Here is a 17,440-nt window from a genome sequence, read left to right on the forward strand (position 1 = left end):
TCAGGCGGCGGGGGTGGACAGCGCCGCGGCGCGGGCCAGCAGGGCGTCGATGGCCGCCACGCTCTCGGGTTCGTCGAGCAGGGGGACATGGGCGCGGTCGGACACCGTCGCGATGGCCACCCGTTCGGGCGCCACGGACTTCATCCGCGCCAGGGTCTCGGCCGAGAGAATGTCCGAGTTCTCGCCCCGCAGCACCAGCACCGGGCAGGCGGCGAGCAGGACGAACATCCCCCACAGATCCGGCGGGGCGGAGCCGTGCTCCACCGCCGCGCGCAGGGCCTCGCCCTGGGCGGCCAGCGCGTCGCGCAGGCGCAGGTCGTAGCGCCATGCGAGGCCCTCGGGCGTCTCCTTCGCCGTATTGGCCGCGATTTCGCGCCACTGGGCCGGGGTCAGCTTCGGGGCGCCGGCGCGACCGGCCTCCGCCAGCTGCGCGGCCAGTTCGTCCAGCGTGGCGGCGGCGGGGGGCTTGCCCACATAGGCCATGATCCGCTCCAGCCCGCCGGGCGCGATCTCGGGCCCGACATCGTTGAGGATCGCGGCCCGGATCCGCGCCGGGGCGATGGCCGCCGTCACCATGGTCAGCAGCCCCCCGCGCGAGGTTCCCAGGAACACCGCCGAGGCCAGCCCCAGGTGGTTGAGCAGCGCCAGCGCGTCGCCGGCCTCCCGCGGGACGTCGTAGGTCATCGGGTCGGGCGCGTTGTCGGAGGCCCCGCGCCCGCGGCTGTCGAGCCGGATCACCCGATGCGTCGCGGACAGCCGGGCGGCGACCCCGGCGAAATCGTCCATGTTCCGGGTCAGGCCCGCCAGGCACAGGATCGGCATGCCGTCGCGCGGGCCTTCATCGGCATAGGCGAGGCTGAGCCCGTCGGCGGTCTTGAAACGGTTGACGGTCACCATGTGGCGGCGAGCTCCGGTATGACGCGCAGATCCTCGGCGATTTTCTGCGGGGTCCAGGGAAGGCGGTCGAGCGGGTCGCCGTTGCGGTTCACCCAGACGGTGCGGAAGCCGTAGCCGGCGGCGGCGGCGGCGTCCCAGCCGTTGGAGGAGACGAACAGCACCTCGCGCGGGGTGCGCCCGAACGTGTGTCCCACGAGGTCGTAGACCACGCGCGCCGGCTTGAACACGCCCACCGACTCCACCGAAAGCACCTCGTCCAGCACCGCCTCCAGCCCGGCCGAGCGCACGGCGCCGTTCAGCATGGCGGGCGAGCCGTTGGAGAGGATCGCCGTCTCCAGTCCCGCCTCCTTGAGCGCGGCAAGCATGGAGGGGACCTCGGGATAGGCGTCGAGCTCGAAATAGAGGTCGAGCAGGAGCTGGCGCTCATCCGACGCGACGCCGCCCACGGCCTCCAGCGCGTAGTCCAGCGCGTCGACGGTGACCTGCCAGAAATCCGTGTGAACGCCGGCGGTGGCGCGCAGCCAGGAATACTGCAGCTGCTTGAGGCGCCAGATTTCGGCGATGCGCGGCCAGGCCTCGGCGAAGCGCGGATGGGCCGGGTCGGCGGCCAGGCGTCGGGCGGCGGCGGCGACGTCGAAAAGCGTGCCGTAGGCGTCGAATACGCAGGTGGCGATGGGCATGGCGGAGCGTCTCCCTCCCGGGGGGCGGCTCGGGGGGCCGCGGTCGGGGCGGAGCATCGCCCGCGGGCCGGGGGGAAGGCAAGCGAGGGCCGGCGGCGGACGCGCGACGGTGATCGGGCGTGCGCGGGGGGCGGGAACGGGGCGTGGCGAGGGGGAGGGCGAGGGACGGTTCCCGGCGGGTGAGGCGCGAGGTTCGCGCGCCTGCGGCGGAGGGAGGCGAGCCTCGCTTCGCTCGGGTTTCGCCTGCGGCGGGCGCGCGGGTCGCGGTGGCGGGGCGCCTGACGGTTGGGGATTGGCGGTTGGGGGTTGGCGGCGAGGCGTTGGCGGATTTCGGATCAGCGATCCGCCGCCTGCCGCTCCGCTTCCCCGCGATCCCCTTCCCGGCGGTCCGCCTTGGAGCCCCGCGCCGGAGCGCCTGAATCGCGGCGCCGGCCCCCTGGAACGGGGCCGGCGTCGGAAGTCAGGCTGACCGGGCCGGGCGGTCGAGACGTCGAGACCTTGCGGTTCCGGCCGCCTCGCCGAACACGCGCGCCGCGCCGGGGCCGTTCCTGCGTTCAGGCCCCGATCGACGGGACCGCGCCCGCGATCAGCGGACGGCGGGGTGCATCAGGCTCGCGGCCAGCGCGGCTTCGCCGCTGCGCAGCAGGCGGGCGCCGACCGCGTGGGCGGCGATCCGGTCGAGGCACTGGCAGCAATCCTCCAGCGCCGAGGCCTGGGTGGCCAGCGCCGACAGGCCCAGCCCCGGCGCCAGCGACGCCAGCGCGCGGGCGACATGCGACAGCGCGGTCCAGCTTTCCTCGGCCAGCAGACGCTCCACCGCCACCAGCAGGTCCGTCGCCTCCATCAGGCCGTCGTCCAGCGCCTCGGTCATTTCGCCGGGCAGCAGACCGCATTCCAGCGCCTTGAGCGCCTCCAGGTCCAGGACGGTCTCCCCCGCCGGAGGGGCCAGTTTGGTCACGCTCGCCATCACGCTGTTCCTTGCTCCTTGCGTCGGCCATGCCGCCGGGCGGCCCGCAGCGGGGGCGCCGAGGCGGATGCGAGGCCCGACGCCGCTCCACCGCCGTCGGTTATGGCGCGACGCGGTGAAAGGGTCGTTGACGCGGAGGGGGATTCGCGGATTTCGGCGCGGGATCAGCCTTAACGGGCCGGCACCGCGCCGAAATCGGCCGGAAGCGGGATCAGGCCAGCGCGGCGGCGGGCCGGATCGTGCCGGTGAGCACGCCGCGGCGGTTGCTCTGCTCGGGGGTGAGCAGGGCCGCGAAGCCGGGATCCGCCGCGCTCGCCACCCCGAGGCGGGCGAGAATCGCCGCCATGGCCACCGCGGCGGCGCGCCCGGCGCCATCGTCGATCTTCACCGCGACGCCGAGCCCGCGGCCGGGGATGATCGCGGTGAACACGCCCTCGGCGCCCGATTTCAGCGCGACCTCGCCGCCCAGCGCGCGCATCAGGACGGTCGCCGGCTCCCGCTCCCCGCCCACCAGCGCGGGGTTGGCGCGCATGGCGTCGACCAGCCGCCGGGCCGCCGCCGCCCGCGCGCCGCCGATGGCCGAGGGGTCCGCCATCCGCGCCATGGCCCGCGCCAGCCCGGTCAGCGTGCAGGCGAAATTGGGGGCCGAGCAGCCGTCGATGACATGGCCCAGCCCCTCGTCGTCGCCGGTCATGGCGTAGAACGCCTCCTTCGCGGCGCGCTGCACAGGGTGGTCGGGCTCGATATACTCCGAGCCGCCGCCAAGGCGCCGGTTCAGCGTCAGGAAGCCGGTATGCTTGCCCGAGCAGTTGTTGTGGGTCTGGTCGGGGGCCTCCTGGGCGCGGATCAGGCCCTCGCGCGCGTCGCGGTCGTCGGGGGACTGGGAGCCGCAGCGCAGGTCCGATTCGGCAAGGCCCAGCTCGGCCAGCCAGGCGCGCACCGGCACGGTATGGATCGCGGCCCCCCGATGCGAGGCGCAGGACAGCGCCAGCCGGGAGGGGCAGAGGCCGGCGTCGTCGGCGGCCCCGCTTTCGACCAGCGGCAGGGCCTGGAGCATCTTGCACGAGGAGCGGGGCAGCATCACCCGCCCGGCGTCCCCCCAGGACGCGACCACATCGCCGGAGGCGTCGCAGACCACGGCCGCCCCGCGATGCACGCATTCGACGAACGCGCCCCGAATCACCTCGACCAGCGGGGCGGAGCCGGCGAAGCCGCCCGAAGCGGCGGCGGCGGCGGCGGAAAGGTCAGTCATCGAACAGCTCCTCGGCGAATTCATCGCCCAAAGCGGTGCGCAGACGCCCGAGCGCCAGCCGCATCCGGGATTTCACCGTGCCCAGCGGAACGTCCAGCGCCTCGGCGATCTCGACCTGGGTCATGCCCACGAAGAAGGCCATGCGCACCACGTCGCGCTGATCCTCGCCCAGCGCGCGCATCGCCTCGCGCACCTGCGCGTCGCGGTCGGCGGCGGCGGCCGAGGTCTCGGGGTCCTCGGGCGCGTCGGGCTGGAACAGCGGGTCGTCGGGGTCGGGGGCGGCGCGGGTCTCGCGGCGCAGGATGTCGATGCGCCGGTTGCGGGCGATCGCGAAGATCCAGGTGGAGACGCCGGCCTTGGAGGAATCATAGAGCGCGGCGCGCCGCCAGACCGAGACCATGACGTCCTGCGACGCCTCGTCCGCCACGTCGGCGGGGGCGCCGCCGCGCATCAGGTAGGCCTTCACGCGCCCGGCATAGCGGGTGAAAAGCAGGGCGAAGGCCTCCCGGTCCTCGTCCCGGGCCATGCGGCGCATCAGGTCGACGTCGCTTTCGACAGCGGCTTCCGCCCCGGGCGGCGTCCCGATCTCCGCCCCGATCTCCGCAGCGCCCGCAAGCCCGCCGGCCGCGCCGGCGCGGCCGGCGGCGGGACGCTCCGCTTCGGACGCGGTCGCGCCGCGGGCCGGATCGCTGGTGGAGGGGTCGTCCATCTCGGCGGGAAACTTCCGTGTTTTCGCGGCGCGCCGCATCGGGGGCGCGCCCAGGGGGGGCGCCTTTCGCGCGGGTGGGGCCTCACCCCCGGCGGGGTGGCGTCGCAGGCCCGTTTGCGTCTAGATTAGGGGTCGGCGCGTCGACTGGAAAGACGGTTCGGCGCGGAACGGCGTTATGAGCCCCAACGGAACCCGGCCCACCCCGAAACAGCGGGCGGAGCGCGGGACGCGGCGGGGCGCGACGTCGTTCGGAGCAGACGTCAGTTACGAACCAGAACGACGAACCCGGAACGACGAACACAGGCGGAACGAGGCGAGCATGAAAGCGGAGGCGAATCGCGGGACCCGTCCGGCGCGGACGCGGCGCGGCGGCCGGATCGGCGCGGCGCTGGCGGCGGGCGGACTGGGCATGACCGCGGCGATCGCGGGCGCGGCGATGACCACGGTCATCAGCCCGACCCCGGCGGCGGCGCAGCAGACCACCAACCGGGTCGAGGCGTTCAGGGACTGGTCGGTGTTCAAGGCCGATGCCGGCGGGCCGGTGTGCTGGGTGGTCACCCAGCCCCAGTCCTCGGTCGCGACCCGGGGCGGCAAGCCGGTGCAGGTGCGCCGGGGCGAGATCTACCTGACCGTCGCCGTCCGCCCCCGCCAGGGCGTGACCAATGAAATCGCCATGGTCGGCGGCTACCCGTTCAAGGACGGCTCCACGGTGAAGGCGGCGATCGGCGACAAGTCGTTCTCCATGTTCACCGAGGGCGAGAGCGCCTGGACCTACCCCGCCGACGACGCCGCCATCGTGGCGGCGATGAAGGCGGGCACGGCGGCAGTGTTCACCGGGGTGTCGTCCCGCGGGACCACCACCACGGACCGATTCTCGCTGCTCGGCTTCACCGATGCGCTGACCTCGGCGCAGCGGCTGTGCAAGTGACCTGATCCGGGCGGCGGGGCGGCTCCCCGCCGGCGGGCGACCGTCGGCGTGGACGAAGCCGCCCCGGATCGCTATATGGACCCCAAGTCGCGCTCCCCGGTCCGCCGGGGGGCGTCGTTTCGTTTTCCGCCTGTTTCCTCGGAGGCCCGCGACATGACCCAGCCCGCCCCCTCGGCGCGACCTGCGCCCGCGACGCCCCCGATCACGGCCGACACGCCCGGCTTCGCCGCGCGCCCGGTCGAGGGTCTGCGCCCGCTGATCGGCCTGACCCGCCCCGCCCTGCAGGCGGCGCTGATCGACGCCGGCATCCCCGAAACCCAGTCGAAGATGCGCGCCGGACAGGTCTGGCAATGGCTCTACGCCCGCGGCGCCACGGATTTCGCGGAGATGACCAACCTCTCCAAGGGCATCCGCGCCCAGCTGGCCGAGCATTTCCGCATCGACCGGCCGGAGATCGTGGTCCGCCAGGTCTCCGCCGACGGGACGCGCAAATATCTACTGCGGCTGGCCGGCGGGCATGAGGTCGAGGCGGTCTACATCCCCGAAGAGGACCGCGGCACGCTCTGCGTCAGCTCGCAGGTCGGCTGCACGCTGACCTGCACCTTCTGCCACACCGGCACCCAGAAGCTGGTCCGCAACCTGACGGCGGAGGAGATCGTGGCCCAGATCCTGGTCTGCCGCGACGATCTGGGCGAATGGCCCGTCGCCGGTCAGCGCCCGCCCGAGCGGCGAATGTTGTCCAACATCGTGCTGATGGGCATGGGCGAGCCGCTCTACAATTTCGAGGGCGTGCGCGACGCGATGAAGATCGCCATGGATGGCGAGGGGCTGAGCCTGTCGCGCCGGCGGATCACGCTGTCCACCTCCGGCGTGGTGCCCAACATGGCGAAGGCGGGGGCGGAGATCGGGTCGCTGCTGGCGATTTCGCTGCACGCGGTGCGCGACGAGCTGCGCGACGTGCTGGTGCCGATCAACAAGAAGTGGAACATCGCGACGCTGCTGCAGGCCTGCCGGGACTATCCGCGCCTGTCGAACGCCGAGCGGATCACCTTCGAATACGTCATGCTCAAGGACGTGAACGACTCGGACGCGGACGCCAAGCGTCTGGTGCAGCTGATCGCGGGCATCCCGGCGAAGATCAACCTGATCCCGTTCAACCCCTGGCCGGGCTCGCCCTATGAGCGGTCGGAATGGGACCGGATCGAGTCCTTCGCGGAGATCGTGAACCGGGCCGGCTACGCCTCTCCCGTCCGCACGCCGCGGGGGCAGGACATCATGGCCGCCTGCGGGCAGCTCAAGTCGGCGACCGAGCGGGGGCGCAAGCGCGCCTCCGACATCGCCGCCGAAGCCGCCGGGGGCTGACCCCGGCCGGACCGCCCTGCGTCGCCGCGGATGCGGGGCGGATGCGGGCTGACTGGGGGGGCGCGACTGGGGGGGGGGGCGGCGCGGCGGCGTTCTCGCCATCACGCGTCTTTGATCGGCGCGCCCGGGGCCGCCGGTCGCGGGCGGCGCCAGCGCAGGGTCCGCGATCCCGGCTCAGCGCCCTTTCGCGGGCGAGAGGCGGAAGGTGACGACGGCGAAGAGCGGCGCCAGCGCGGTGAGAAGCCGCGCCGGGCCCGCTCCCTGCCCGCCTGCGCCCTGCCCGTCCGCCCCTTGCCCGCCCGCCATCACCGCCATGACCGCCGCGCCGACGGCCAGCAGCACCATGATCATCCGCGCGTCCGAGACCCGCAGCCGGGGGGCGCGCCCCAGCACGCGCCCCGCGCAGAGCGCCACGAGCACGCCCCCGACCGCCAGCGCCGCCCAGCCGGGAGCGCCTGGAGCGCCCGGTCCCGGCCCCTGCATGGCGAAGGGCAGCAGCTTTTGCAGGATCTGCGCGATCATGATCCAGGCCAGTCCCCAGATCGCCATCAGCGCCGCCACCCGGAAGATCCGCTGAGTGGCGCTTTCGCTGCGGGCGATGCCGCCGAGGCCGTGATGGACGGTCCTGCCCGCCGAGCCTCTTACGGCGCCCTCCCCGGCCCCCGCGGACGCTCCACCCGCCGAGTCCGCCCTCGGCCGCGCATTATGGGTCGCCATGATCCGTCTCCGCCTCCGCCGCGCCGGGACCGCGGCGCGGTCCGTTCCCGCTCAGGGCACTCCGAAAAGATTAAATCCAGGTGAGCGGCGGCCGCGCCGGCTCGAACGTTCCCGCCCCCCTTGCCCCGCCCCCCCCTTGCCCCGGACCGCCGCTCCGGGCCACAAAACCCCGGCGCATCCGCGCCAAAGCACCGGAGGACCCCAGATGACCGACCTGCCCCAGACCATGCGCGTGGTGGAGATCTCGAAGCCCGGCGGGCCCGAGGTCCTGGTCCCCGGAACCAGGCCCGTGCCGACCCCGGGCGCCGGCGAGATCCTGATCAAGGTCGCCGCCGCCGGCGTGAACCGGCCCGACGCCCTGCAGCGCGCCGGCAATTACCCGGTGCCGCCGGGCGCCTCCGACCTGCCGGGGCTGGAGGCGGCCGGAACCGTCGCCGCCGTCGGGCCCGGCGCCTCGCGCTGGAAGGTCGGCGACCGGGTCTGCGCCCTGCTGCCCGGCGGCGGCTACGCGGAATATGTCGTCACCCCCGCCGACCACGCGCTGCCGGTCCCCGACAGCCTCGACCTGACCGAAGCCGCCTGCGTGCCCGAGACCTTCTTCACCGTGTGGATCAACGTCTTCGACCGCGTCGGCCTGCAGGGGGGCGAGTCGCTGCTGGTCCATGGCGGGTCCTCGGGCATCGGCTCCACCGCCATCCAGCTCGCGGCCGCGCGGGGCTGCCGGGTGTTCACCACCGTGGGCAACGCCGAGAAGGCCGCCTTCTGCGAGGGCCTGGGCGCCGAACGCGCCATCAACTACCGCGAAGAGGACTTCGTGGAGGAGGTGAAGGCCCTGACCGACGGCGCCGGCGTGAACGTGGTGCTGGACATGGTGGGCGGCGACTACATCGCCCGCAACATCCAGGCGCTGGCCCCCGACGGGCGGCTGAGCTTCATCGCCTTCCTCGGCGGCCCCAAGGCGGAAATCAACTTCGCCCAGGTGATGATGAAGCGGCTGACCATCACCGGCTCGACCCTTCGCCCGCGCACGGTGGCCTTCAAGGCGGAGATGGCCAAGGCGCTGGAGGCCGAGGTGTGGCCGCTGCTCGCCTCGGGCCGGATCGCGCCGAAGATGCACGCCACCTTCCCGCTGGAGGACGCCGCCAAGGCCCACGCGCTGATGGAAAGCTCCACCCATATGGGCAAGATCGCGCTGGTGATCTGAGGCCGCCCGCGGATCGGCGGGAGATGTCCGGCGCCCAGCGCCGGGCGTCTCCCGTCCCCGCAGCGATCAGCCGTCCGGATCCGAATGCAGGTCCGAATGCAGGACCACGATCGCCTGCTTGAGCGCATCCGAGACGTCGGGACGCTCCATCGAGGCGGCCTCCCGCTCCGCCCAGATGAGCATGCGGGTCAGGGCCAGCCTGCGCCTGGCATCGCCGGAATCGGGCGCGCCGGTCCCGTCATCGCGGGCGGCGCTTTCGCTCAGGTCGTCTTCCGACAATCGAGGCCCCATCGGTCCTGCGTCCCACGGCCCGCTCACGCTGCGCTGCCGCCGATCGGGACATGCGGCGGCGCCGGCCGTCTCGGCACCCTGCACGAATGGTTGGGCGCCAGCAACCGCTCCCCGAGCGGAAACGAAATCCAGGGGAGATGACGCCCGCCGGGAGTCCCGCGGGAAGCCGGGCCTTTCCTCAGGCCGCCAAATGGACTATATGCCCGGCAACCCCCCTCGACTCTCGAACGATGGTCGCCGGCTCCGCCGGATTCGACCCGGGTCCTCGGACCGAGGGAAGATTTATGCCGGGAGACGACCGATGAGCGATTCGCTGCCGCTGATGCCCAAGGCCACCGCCGTCTGGCTGGTGGACAACACCACCCTGACCTTCACCCAGGTCGCGGCCTTCTGCGGCCTGCACGAACTTGAGGTGAACGGGATCGCCGACGGCGAGGTGGCGCAGGGCATGAAGGGCTTCGACCCGGTCGCCAACAACCAGCTCGATCAGAAAGAGATCGACCGCTGCGAGAAGGACCCGACGACCCGCCTGCGTCTGAAACGGACCCAGTCGATGGAGGGCGAGGCCCGCCGCAAGGGCCCCCGCTACACCCCGCTGAGCAAGCGGCAGGAGCGTCCGGCGGCCATCGCCTGGCTGGTGCGCTACCACCCCGAGCTGTCGGACGGTCAGATCTCCAAGCTGGTGGGCACGACCAAGCCGACCATCCAGGCGATCCGCAACCGCACCCACTGGAACGCGCAGAACATCCAGCCGGTGGACCCGGTGGCGGTGGGCCTGTGCAGCCAGGTCGAGCTTGACGAGGCCGTGCGCAAGGCGGCCGAGCGCAAGCGGCGCGAGCGCGAAGAGGTGATGACCCACGAGGAGCGGCTGAGCCTGCTGTCGACGGACGAGAGCCTTTCGGCCCGTCCCGAGCCGCGGATGCCCTCGAACATCTCGGGGCTGGAGAGCTTCAGCCTGATCGAGCAGGACGAGGAGGAGGATCCCCGCGACAATCGCGGGCCGGTCAACCCCGACGACCTGTTCAACCTGCCCGGCGGCTCCGACGACGACGACGAGGACGAGCAGCCCCGCTGATCGCCTCGCGGCCGCATGGTCCGGGCGACGCCCCTCCTGCGCTGAAAGATCGAACGAGGGCCCCCGGGACGGTCGGGCGGCCCTCGTTCCGCATTCGCTCCACATCGCCCCGCCCGACCGTCCCCGCAGCAGCGGCGGTTTCGACGTGCGGCGCCCCCCCGCGCGCCGGGGAATGGGGCGAAGGTCCGGCCGGGGCCTCAGCGGATATCGACCCAGACCAGCCGGTGATCGGAGCTGGCGGGAAGCCGCCCGCCCTCCACCAGCTCGGCGCGGGGATCATCGGGCGCGGGCCACCAGACGCCGGCGCCGGTCACCTCCCACTCGGTCGAGGGCAGCGCGAAATCCACCCGCAGATTGCCCGGCCCGCGCTCATCCCGCCAATCGGCGGTGTCGCGGGCGGGATCGCCGCGATGGCGCGCATTGGCGCCGCCCTGCGCCTCCGCCGCCGCGGCGCCGCCGGGGCTGGTAGGGGCCGGGTCCTGCACGCGGGGATGGGTCAGCAGGGCGCGGATGCCCTCCCGGCGCCCGTCGCCATCGGCGGGGTCGGCGTTGAGATCGCCCAGCACCACGAAGCCCTCGCCCGCCGCCAGCCCGCCCTCGCCCCCCGCATCGTCGCGGATCCAGCCGGCGCCGGAGACGTAATCCGCCCAGAACCGGATCTCGTCATGATTGCGGCGGCCGTTGCGATCCTCCGCCCCGTCGAAGACCGGCGGCGTCGGATGGCTGATCAGCAGGTGAAGCCGGCGCCCGTCGGGCAGGACCGCGGGCAGGTCCAGGTGGGTCTTGGAGGAGAGGCGCAGCACCCCCTCGGCCTCACGCGGGTAGAAGCGGGTCGGCATCAGCCCGCCCGGCATGTCGGACCACAGCGTCCGGCGGAAGCTGCGCGCGGCCTCGACGTCCAGCGGCAGGCGCGACAGCACTGCGATGCCGTATTGCCCGGCGAATTTTCCGTAGCCCTGCGCGTCCCCCGGCCCCGCCGGATCGCCGTCGCCATCCAGGTCGAGCCCCGTCGGCACGCCGGTGTTCACCTCGGGCGCGTAGCGGTGGGCGTAGTCAAGGCCGGGGGTCCCGTCGGGCGCGGTCTCGGCCAGCAGCGCGGCCAGGGCGGTGACGGCGAGACCATCGGCGTCGTGGTCCAGCTCCAGCACCGCGATCACGTCCGCGCGCACGTCGCGCAGGATGGCGGCGAAGGCCCGGACCTGGTCCTGGCGGTCGAGGATGGCTTTCCAGATCAGCCCGGCGCCCCGGCGCGACAGCGAGGCGTTGAACACCGCCACCCGGATCGCGCCGGCCTCGGGCGGGGGCGGCCAGTCCGGGGACGGGGCCGGGGACGGGGCCGGGAACGGGGGCTGGGTCGGGGTCAGGATCGGGGCCGCGACCTGCGCGACGGATGCGGAGGGCGCGAAGCCGAGCCCGAGCACAAGGGCCGCGGAGGCGAGCCAGGCGCAGGCCGCGCCGCGCCGCCGCATGGGGGCGCGGCGCGGCCTGCCGCCGGCAAGCGGCTCGAAACACGCCCGATCCCGCACCGCCCGATCCGCCGAAGCGGCGCGAAGCTGGGGGCGGCTCACGCCCGGCCCGCGCGCTCGGCCCGCTCGGCGAGCCGGGCGAGGCGCAGGATCGCCGCGCCCCTCACCACCAGCATTCCCGGCGTCGCCGCCCAGATCGTCGCCGACCAGGTCAGCGCCAGCGGCGACAGGAAGGCGTCCGCATCGACCATCGTCGTCGCCGCCCGCCCGACCACCAGCAGCGCGATCGGCAGCGCCAGCGCCGTCACCACCACCTGCGCCCCCAGCCGGCGCAGCCGGGCGGAGGCCTCGCCCTCCGTCGCGGGCTCGAAGGTCGGCATGTTGGTCCAGGGGTTGAAGCGCTCCGGGTCCCGCGGCCAGCGACCCGAGAGGATCACTCCCAGCGCCGCCAGCGTCGCCGCCGCCGAGGCGACCAGCGCCGCCGAGGCCGCGGCCAGCGCGCTCGGGTCCGGGCCGCGAGCGGCGGGCCGGGCCAGGCTCTCGGCCGCCATCCGGGCCGGGCTGAAGCGGAAATCGAGCCAGGAGGCGAGGTTGGCGAAGGGCGCCGCAGGCCCTCCCGGCCCCGAGGTCGCCTCGCACAGCGTCACCGTGCCCAGCACCGCGCAGATCAGCGCGAAGCGCAGCCGGTTGACTGGCGGGGCGAAACGGAAATCGATCATCGAAGGGGTGCGCGCGCCATATTCCAGCAGCACGAAAAGGGCGGCGGCCGCGGCGGGCACGAGGCTGGCGACCACGCCGTCGGCGCCCTCGCCCTCCGCCCCCCGGAACGACATCGCCACCGCCGGCGCCGAAAAGCAGACCAGCACAGCCAGCGCGCGCGCCGCCGCCCCCTGCAGGCGCCCGGGCGCGAAGCGCAGCCGCCACAGAAGGACGTGAGGGAGGCGCGGGTCCCCGGTCACGAGGCCCCCGCCGTCAAGTCGCCGCCGGCGTCACGCGGGCCCCGCCATCGGGGCTCAGCCCGCCGCGGCGAGCCAGGGCTGGCGCAGCGCCGCCTGGGCCTCGTAGGTGTCGATGGCCTCGCCCTTCTCCATCGTCAGCCCCACATCGTCGAGACCGTTGAGCAGGCAATGCTTGCGGAAGGCGTCCACCTCGAAGGCGATTTCGCCGCCATCGGGGCCGCGGATCACCTGGTTCTCCAGGTCCACGGTGACGATGGCGTTGGCCCCGCGCTGGGCGTCGTCCATCAGCTTGTCCACGTCCTCCTGCGGGAGCACGATGGGCAGGATGCCGTTCTTGAAGCAGTTGTTGAAGAAGATGTCGGCGAAGCTGGTGGAGATCACGCAGCGGATGCCGAAATCGGCCAGCGCCCAGGGCGCGTGCTCACGCGAGGAGCCGCAGCCGAAATTGTCGCCGGCGACGAGGATCTTGGCCTCGCGATAGGCGGGCTTGTTGAGCACGAAGTCCGGCAGCTCGTTCCCGTCGGCGTCGTAGCGCATCTCGTCGAAGAGGTTCACCCCGAGGCCCGAGCGCTTGATGGTCTTCAGGAACTGCTTGGGAATGATCATGTCGGTATCGACGTTGATCAGCGGCAGGGGGGCGGCGACGCCCTCGAGTTTCGTGAACTTGTCCATCATGCGGCTCCTTTGCGGATGGCTTCGGGTAGCGCGTCCGGGACCGATAGGCAAGACGGGGCCGCGTCGGATCGGCGCGGGGGGGGGCAGGCGCGGGGGGGGCGGGGCCCGCCGGCGCAGCCCGGCGCCGGGCCGAGGGGGCTCGACGCCCCCGAGGGACGGCCACCCGGAGCGCGCCGGGGGCCGAGCCGCGCCGTCGCCTAGATCACACCGGGGGCCGGGCGCAGCTTCACATGCGGGAACCGGCCGGCCATGGAATGCGCGTGCACCCAGGCCACCTTGCCGTAGCTGTTGTCCTCCAGCCGGACCTTCTTGCCCAGCAGCGCCCCGGCGAGCCCAACATGCAGCCGGTTGGTCTCGATCACCCTGTAGCGGTCCAGCGCGTTGAGGAAGTTCAGCGCCACCCGCCGGGCGAGGAATTCCGGCGTCACCCCGGCGCGGAACACATGCGGCAGGTCCACATTGTCCGGGGGGATCGGACGGGCGGTCTTCTCGCCGTCGGTGCGGAACACGCGGATCACGTCGCCCTCGGGAAACGTCGTCGCGGCGCGGGCCTCCCGATCCTTCTTCATCCGCTCGAAATCCACGCGACGCGGGATCTCCAGCCGCGGCAGGCCCCAGGGGTTGCGGCGCAGCTCGTCGAGATCCAGCAGGAAGGCGAGATCGTGCATCAGCTTGCGGTTCGCGCGCGGCGCATGTTCGGCCAGATGGGCGAGCGAGCCCCGCTCCCGCGCGATCAGGGTGGCGTTGTCGCCGAGATCGGCCAGCAGCGCCTCCTTCCCCTGGAAGGTGTGGGGCAGGATGATGAGCTGGTCGAGCTCCTTGTAGTAGCGGCGCAGGAAGCGTTCGCCATGGGCGTACTGCTTCACGAAGTTGCCGCCGCCGGCATAGATCAGGGTCTTGCCGCGCAGGTCCTCGTCATGGTCGTCGAAGCGCACCACCCGGTATTTCAGCCCGGCCCGACGGAAGGCCTGATAGGTGGCGACCGCGATCAGGCTGTCGCCGCCGTTGCCGTGATTGGGGCAGAACACCACCTCGCGCCCGCGCAGACCGCGCAGCATCCGGTCGAGGTTTTCGCGGAATTTCGGGAAATGCGGGGACTTGCGGACCGTCGGACGGTCGGTCGGCGGACTGGCCGGGTGGGGCATGTCGCCAGCGGGCATGGGCGCCTGCATGGGTCGGGGTCCTTCGGGCTGGGGCATTGGGCGGGCTGAGGCATTGGGCGGGCCGGGGCGGTGAGCGGGCCGGGGCATTGGACGGGCGCGGGCTGAGACAGGCCGCTTGCGCGCCAAGTCTCAACCGGGGGACGGCGCGACGCAACCGAAACGCGCGCATCAACGCCCCGCGCCGGAACGCGCGCATCAGCCTCCCGCGCCGGAGAGCCCCGGCCCCGCCGCCGCGAACGCGAAACCCCCGCCCGGTCTCCCGGGCGGGGGCTTGAGGTCTTCGCCGTGGCGTCGAACGATCAGTTGAGCGAGGGATCGATGCCCTTGCAGGCCTCGACCAGGCCCTTCACCGCGTCGATCGACTTGTCGAGCATGGCCTTCTCGGCCTTGTCGAGCTTGATCTCCACGACCTTCTCGATGCCGGCGGCGCCGATCACCGTCGGCACGCCGACATAGAAGCCGTCCAGCCCGTAGGCGCCGTCCACGAAGGCCGCGCAGGGCAGAACCCGCTTCTGGTCCTTCAGGTAGCTCTCGGCCATCGACACGGCCGAGGCGGCCGGGGCGTAGAAGGCGGACCCGGTCTTCAGCAGGCCCACGATCTCGGCGCCGCCGTCGCGGGTGCGCTGCACGATCGCGTCGATCTTGTCCTGCGTGGACCAGCCCATCTCGACCAGATCGGGCAGCGGGATGCCGGCGACGGTCGAATAACGGGTCAGCGGCACCATGGTGTCGCCATGGCCGCCCAGCACGAAGGCCGAGACGTCCTTGATCGAGACCTTGAACTCTTCGGCCAGGAAGTAGCGGAAGCGGGCGCTGTCCAGCACGCCGGCCATCCCCACGACCTTCTCCTTGGGCAGGCCCGAGAACTTCTGCAGGGCCCAGACCATGGCGTCGAGCGGGTTGGTGATGCAGATCACGAAGGCGTCGGGGGCGTGGGCCGCGATGCCCTCGCCGACCGACTTCATGACCTTGAGGTTGATGCCCAGCAGGTCGTCGCGCGACATGCCCGGCTTGCGCGGCACGCCGGCGGTGACGATGCACACGTCAGCGCCCGCGATCGCGGAATAATCGTTGGCGCCGGACATGGCCGCGTCGAATCCGTCGACCGGCGAGCTCTCGGCGATGTCGAGCGCCTTGCCCTGGGGCGTCCCCTCGGCGATGTCGAACAGAACGACGTCGCCGAGCTCCTTGAGCCCCACGAGGTGCGCCAGCGTGCCGCCGATCTGGCCCGCGCCGATCAGCGCGATCTTGGGTCTGGACATCTTGAGCAGTCTCCCGCGAATGGTGTCATCCGGGAGACGGGGCTACTCCCTTACGTCTCCTGCCGCAAGCGCGAACGGCGCGAAACGAGGCGCATCCGCGTCCGGAAGCGGGCGGATATGTGGCGCGGCGCGCGCCGCCCTTCCGGCCCGCGACGCGGGGAGCGCGCCTCGGGGCGGGACGGGAAAACCGGGCCAAACCCACGCGCCAGCGCGGATTTCCGGCAGGCGTGGGCCACGGACGGGCGAGGTTCCGGGACCGCCGCGGCGGCGGCCTGCGGGGGTGGGCTGCGCGCAACATCACGTCGCGGCGCCGAGCCGGGGGCCGAGGCGCCGAAGAGGCGCTCGGCGCCGGCGCCGGCGGCCCCGCGCGTCCTTTCCCAAGGCGCCGCCGCGGGACCCCGCCGCGAGACCTTGCCGCGGAAAGCCGGCTTGCGGGCGACGCCGGGCGCGTCCATCGTTCTCCCAGAATCCGCCAGGACCAAACCGCCAAGACCCAGCCTCGACGCCGCCCGATCCGGCCTGTCGCGGCGCGTTCCACCGCTCTTTTCGGCGGCGGCGCGCCTTCCGCCGCGCCGCCCGGGTCCGCGCCTCCAGCACCGGAGCCTCGATGGGACCCGACATCACCGACCCCCTGTTTCTCGCCGCCGCCGCGGCGGCGGTCCTCATCGCGGGCATCTCCAAGGGCGGGTTCGGGGCGGGGGCGGGCTTCGTGTCCACGCCGATCCTGTCGCTGGTCGCCTCGCCCGAGGTCGCGGTGGGGGTCCTGTTGCCGTTGTTCTGCGTGATGGATCTGACCGGCCTGCGCGCCTATTGGGGCAAGTGGAGCCGGGCCGACGCGCAGGCGCTGATGCTGGGGGCGATCCCCGGCATGGCGCTGGGGGCGGCGCTGTTCGCGATCATCCCCACCGACGGGTTGCGGCTGCTGATCGGGCTGATCGCGCTGGGCTTCGTCGCCTTCCAGGCGGCGCGGGCGCGGGGGTTCCTGGGGGCCGGGGCGGCGAGGCCTTTCTCCCGGGCGCGGGGCGGGTTCTGGGGGATGGCCTGCGGCTTCACCTCCTTCACCTCCCATGCCGGGGGGCCTCCGGTGGCGGTCTACCTGCTGCCCCGCGGGCTGGACAAGCTGACCTACCAGGCGACGACGGTGATCCTGTTCTGGTTCGTCAACGCCGCCAAGCTGGGCCCCTATTGGGCGCTGGGCCTGTTCGGAGACGGCCAGCTGGTCGCCGCGGCCTGGCTGGCGCCGCTGGCGGTGGTCGGGTTCATGGCCGGGGTCTGGGCGCACAAGCACGTGCCCGACCGGCTGTATTTCCAGCTGATCCACACGCTGCTGGTGCTGACCGGCGGCAAACTGGTCTGGGATGGCGCCGCGGGGCTCTGGGGCTAGGGCGCGGACTCATATGCTGGCGATCCAGAAGCGGATGGCGGCGAGCTTGAGGGCGGCGAGGTAATTGTCGGCGCGCCGGTCGTATCGGGTGGCAAGACCGCGGAACTGTTTGATGCGGTTGAAGAAGCGCTCGACCAGATTGCGCTGGCGATAGACCCACGGACTGAAGCTGAAAGCGTCCTTGCGGATCACGCGGGGCGGGATGTTCGCCCAAACGCCGCGGGCCGCCGCGCCCTCGCGGATCGGGTTGGTGTCGTAGGCGCGGTCGGCGATCAGGGTCGCGCCGGGGTCCAGATCGGCGACGAACTCAGTTCCCACCGGCGCGTCGCCCGCCTGGCCGGGCGTCAGCTTCAAGCGGATGGGGCGACCTTCCGCATCGACCAGGGCGTGGATCTTGGTGGTCAGGCCGCCGCGGGAATGTCCCATGCAGCCATGGTCGTCACCCCCCT

The 17,440-nt window shown here is 72.8% G+C and carries 18 protein-coding genes; 5 read left to right on the forward strand and 13 right to left on the reverse strand.

Translation table 11 applies throughout. The features are described from left to right. From BLV24_RS20915 to BLV24_RS20935, 5 genes are all read right to left on the reverse strand, one after another. On the reverse strand, positions 1–897 hold the full coding sequence (locus BLV24_RS20915) for an alpha/beta fold hydrolase (protein WP_092685550.1): 897 nt from the start codon (positions 895–897) through the stop codon (positions 1–3). Beyond that, positions 891–1,577: a haloacid dehalogenase type II gene (locus BLV24_RS20920; RefSeq protein WP_092685552.1), complete on the reverse strand. Its 687-nt coding sequence runs from the start codon at positions 1,575–1,577 to the stop codon at positions 891–893. The genes BLV24_RS20915 and BLV24_RS20920 overlap by 7 nt, the downstream gene beginning before the upstream one ends. A 586-nt stretch (positions 1,578–2,163) precedes the next feature. Continuing rightward, positions 2,164–2,544: a hypothetical protein gene (locus BLV24_RS20925; RefSeq protein ID WP_092685554.1), complete on the reverse strand. Its 381-nt coding sequence runs from the start codon at positions 2,542–2,544 to the stop codon at positions 2,164–2,166. Between the two features lie 211 nt (positions 2,545–2,755). Beyond that, positions 2,756–3,796, reverse strand: coding sequence for an asparaginase (locus BLV24_RS20930; protein WP_092685556.1), 1,041 nt, complete (start codon positions 3,794–3,796; stop codon positions 2,756–2,758). After that, positions 3,789–4,505, reverse strand: a complete 717-nt coding sequence (locus BLV24_RS20935; RefSeq protein WP_245710696.1) for a sigma-70 family RNA polymerase sigma factor — start codon at positions 4,503–4,505, stop codon at positions 3,789–3,791. Before BLV24_RS20935 ends, BLV24_RS20930 begins: the two co-directional genes overlap by 8 nt. A gap of 319 nt (positions 4,506–4,824) precedes the next feature. On the opposite strand from BLV24_RS20935, the gene BLV24_RS20940 reads away from it, so the two are divergent. Further along, positions 4,825–5,433, forward strand: a complete 609-nt coding sequence (locus BLV24_RS20940; RefSeq protein ID WP_245710697.1) for an invasion associated locus B family protein — start codon at positions 4,825–4,827, stop codon at positions 5,431–5,433. Positions 5,434–5,586: 153 nt separating this feature from the next. Further along, positions 5,587–6,795 (forward strand): dual-specificity RNA methyltransferase RlmN, encoded by a 1,209-nt coding sequence (gene rlmN, locus BLV24_RS20945; RefSeq protein ID WP_092685558.1) that lies wholly within the window; start codon positions 5,587–5,589, stop codon positions 6,793–6,795. Between the two features lie 174 nt (positions 6,796–6,969). On the opposite strand, the gene BLV24_RS20950 is transcribed toward rlmN, so the two are convergent. Beyond that, the gene (locus BLV24_RS20950) at positions 6,970–7,512 is read right to left on the reverse strand and encodes a hypothetical protein (protein WP_143040398.1); all 543 of its coding nucleotides are present in this window, start codon (positions 7,510–7,512) and stop codon (positions 6,970–6,972) included. A 205-nt stretch (positions 7,513–7,717) separates the two neighbouring features. On the opposite strand from BLV24_RS20950, the gene BLV24_RS20955 reads away from it, so the two are divergent. Then, a complete protein-coding gene (locus BLV24_RS20955) occupies positions 7,718–8,716 on the forward strand; it encodes an NAD(P)H-quinone oxidoreductase (protein ID WP_092685562.1) in 999 nt (332 codons plus the stop codon). A 66-nt stretch (positions 8,717–8,782) separates the two neighbouring features. Here BLV24_RS20955 and BLV24_RS20960 read toward each other — a convergent pair whose 3' ends face one another. Beyond that, entirely contained in the window at positions 8,783–8,995 is a 213-nt protein-coding gene (locus tag BLV24_RS20960) for a hypothetical protein (protein WP_092685564.1), read from the reverse strand. Positions 8,996–9,308: 313 nt separating this feature from the next. Between BLV24_RS20960 and BLV24_RS20965 the strand changes: the two genes are divergently transcribed. Beyond that, the gene (locus BLV24_RS20965; protein WP_092685566.1) at positions 9,309–10,082 is read left to right on the forward strand and encodes a DUF1013 domain-containing protein; all 774 of its coding nucleotides are present in this window, start codon (positions 9,309–9,311) and stop codon (positions 10,080–10,082) included. A gap of 197 nt (positions 10,083–10,279) precedes the next feature. Here the strand turns inward: BLV24_RS20965 and BLV24_RS20970 are convergent, their stop codons facing one another. The 5 genes from BLV24_RS20970 to mdh all read right to left on the reverse strand — a co-directional run bounded on the left by BLV24_RS20970 (position 10,280) and on the right by mdh (position 15,607). Beyond that, on the reverse strand, positions 10,280–11,650 hold the full coding sequence (locus BLV24_RS20970; protein WP_245710699.1) for an endonuclease/exonuclease/phosphatase family protein: 1,371 nt from the start codon (positions 11,648–11,650) through the stop codon (positions 10,280–10,282). Beyond that, positions 11,647–12,507, reverse strand: a complete 861-nt coding sequence (locus BLV24_RS20975) for a hypothetical protein (protein WP_092685570.1) — start codon at positions 12,505–12,507, stop codon at positions 11,647–11,649. The genes BLV24_RS20970 and BLV24_RS20975 overlap by 4 nt, the downstream gene beginning before the upstream one ends. Before the next feature lie 54 nt (positions 12,508–12,561). Next, positions 12,562–13,179, reverse strand: a complete 618-nt coding sequence (gene leuD, locus BLV24_RS20980) for a 3-isopropylmalate dehydratase small subunit (RefSeq protein ID WP_092685572.1) — start codon at positions 13,177–13,179, stop codon at positions 12,562–12,564. Positions 13,180–13,379: 200 nt separating this feature from the next. After that, on the reverse strand, positions 13,380–14,354 hold the full coding sequence (locus BLV24_RS20985; RefSeq protein ID WP_176954872.1) for a polysaccharide pyruvyl transferase family protein: 975 nt from the start codon (positions 14,352–14,354) through the stop codon (positions 13,380–13,382). Between the two features lie 290 nt (positions 14,355–14,644). Then, on the reverse strand, positions 14,645–15,607 hold the full coding sequence (gene mdh, locus BLV24_RS20990) for a malate dehydrogenase (protein WP_092685576.1): 963 nt from the start codon (positions 15,605–15,607) through the stop codon (positions 14,645–14,647). A 607-nt stretch (positions 15,608–16,214) separates the two neighbouring features. On the opposite strand from mdh, the gene BLV24_RS20995 reads away from it, so the two are divergent. Beyond that, on the forward strand, positions 16,215–16,991 hold the full coding sequence (locus BLV24_RS20995; RefSeq protein WP_092685578.1) for a sulfite exporter TauE/SafE family protein: 777 nt from the start codon (positions 16,215–16,217) through the stop codon (positions 16,989–16,991). 9 nt (positions 16,992–17,000) lie between these two features. On the opposite strand, the gene BLV24_RS21000 is transcribed toward BLV24_RS20995, so the two are convergent. Further along, on the reverse strand, positions 17,001–17,440 hold a 440-nt coding region (locus tag BLV24_RS21000; RefSeq protein ID WP_143040399.1), incomplete at its 5' end, for an IS5 family transposase.

Source organism: Albimonas donghaensis, assembly GCF_900106695.1.
GTDB lineage: Bacteria > Pseudomonadota > Alphaproteobacteria > Rhodobacterales > Rhodobacteraceae > Albimonas > Albimonas donghaensis.

Coding starts and splice junctions, on each gene's coding strand:
- BLV24_RS20915 (WP_092685550.1), bottom strand. CDS start 897: ATGGTGACCGTCAACCGTTTCAAGACCGCCGACGGGCTCAGCCTCGCC.
- BLV24_RS20920 (WP_092685552.1), bottom strand. CDS start 1,577: ATGCCCATCGCCACCTGCGTATTCGACGCCTACGGCACGCTTTTCGAC.
- BLV24_RS20925 (WP_092685554.1), bottom strand. CDS start 2,544: ATGGCGAGCGTGACCAAACTGGCCCCTCCGGCGGGGGAGACCGTCCTG.
- BLV24_RS20930 (WP_092685556.1), bottom strand. CDS start 3,796: ATGACTGACCTTTCCGCCGCCGCCGCCGCCGCTTCGGGCGGCTTCGCC.
- BLV24_RS20935 (WP_245710696.1), bottom strand. CDS start 4,505: ATGGACGACCCCTCCACCAGCGATCCGGCCCGCGGCGCGACCGCGTCC.
- BLV24_RS20940 (WP_245710697.1), top strand. CDS start 4,825: ATGAAAGCGGAGGCGAATCGCGGGACCCGTCCGGCGCGGACGCGGCGC.
- rlmN (WP_092685558.1), top strand. CDS start 5,587: ATGACCCAGCCCGCCCCCTCGGCGCGACCTGCGCCCGCGACGCCCCCG.
- BLV24_RS20950 (WP_143040398.1), bottom strand. CDS start 7,512: ATGGCGACCCATAATGCGCGGCCGAGGGCGGACTCGGCGGGTGGAGCG.
- BLV24_RS20955 (WP_092685562.1), top strand. CDS start 7,718: ATGACCGACCTGCCCCAGACCATGCGCGTGGTGGAGATCTCGAAGCCC.
- BLV24_RS20965 (WP_092685566.1), top strand. CDS start 9,309: ATGAGCGATTCGCTGCCGCTGATGCCCAAGGCCACCGCCGTCTGGCTG.
- leuD (WP_092685572.1), bottom strand. CDS start 13,179: ATGGACAAGTTCACGAAACTCGAGGGCGTCGCCGCCCCCCTGCCGCTG.
- BLV24_RS20985 (WP_176954872.1), bottom strand. CDS start 14,354: ATGCAGGCGCCCATGCCCGCTGGCGACATGCCCCACCCGGCCAGTCCG.
- mdh (WP_092685576.1), bottom strand. CDS start 15,607: ATGTCCAGACCCAAGATCGCGCTGATCGGCGCGGGCCAGATCGGCGGC.
- BLV24_RS20995 (WP_092685578.1), top strand. CDS start 16,215: ATGGGACCCGACATCACCGACCCCCTGTTTCTCGCCGCCGCCGCGGCG.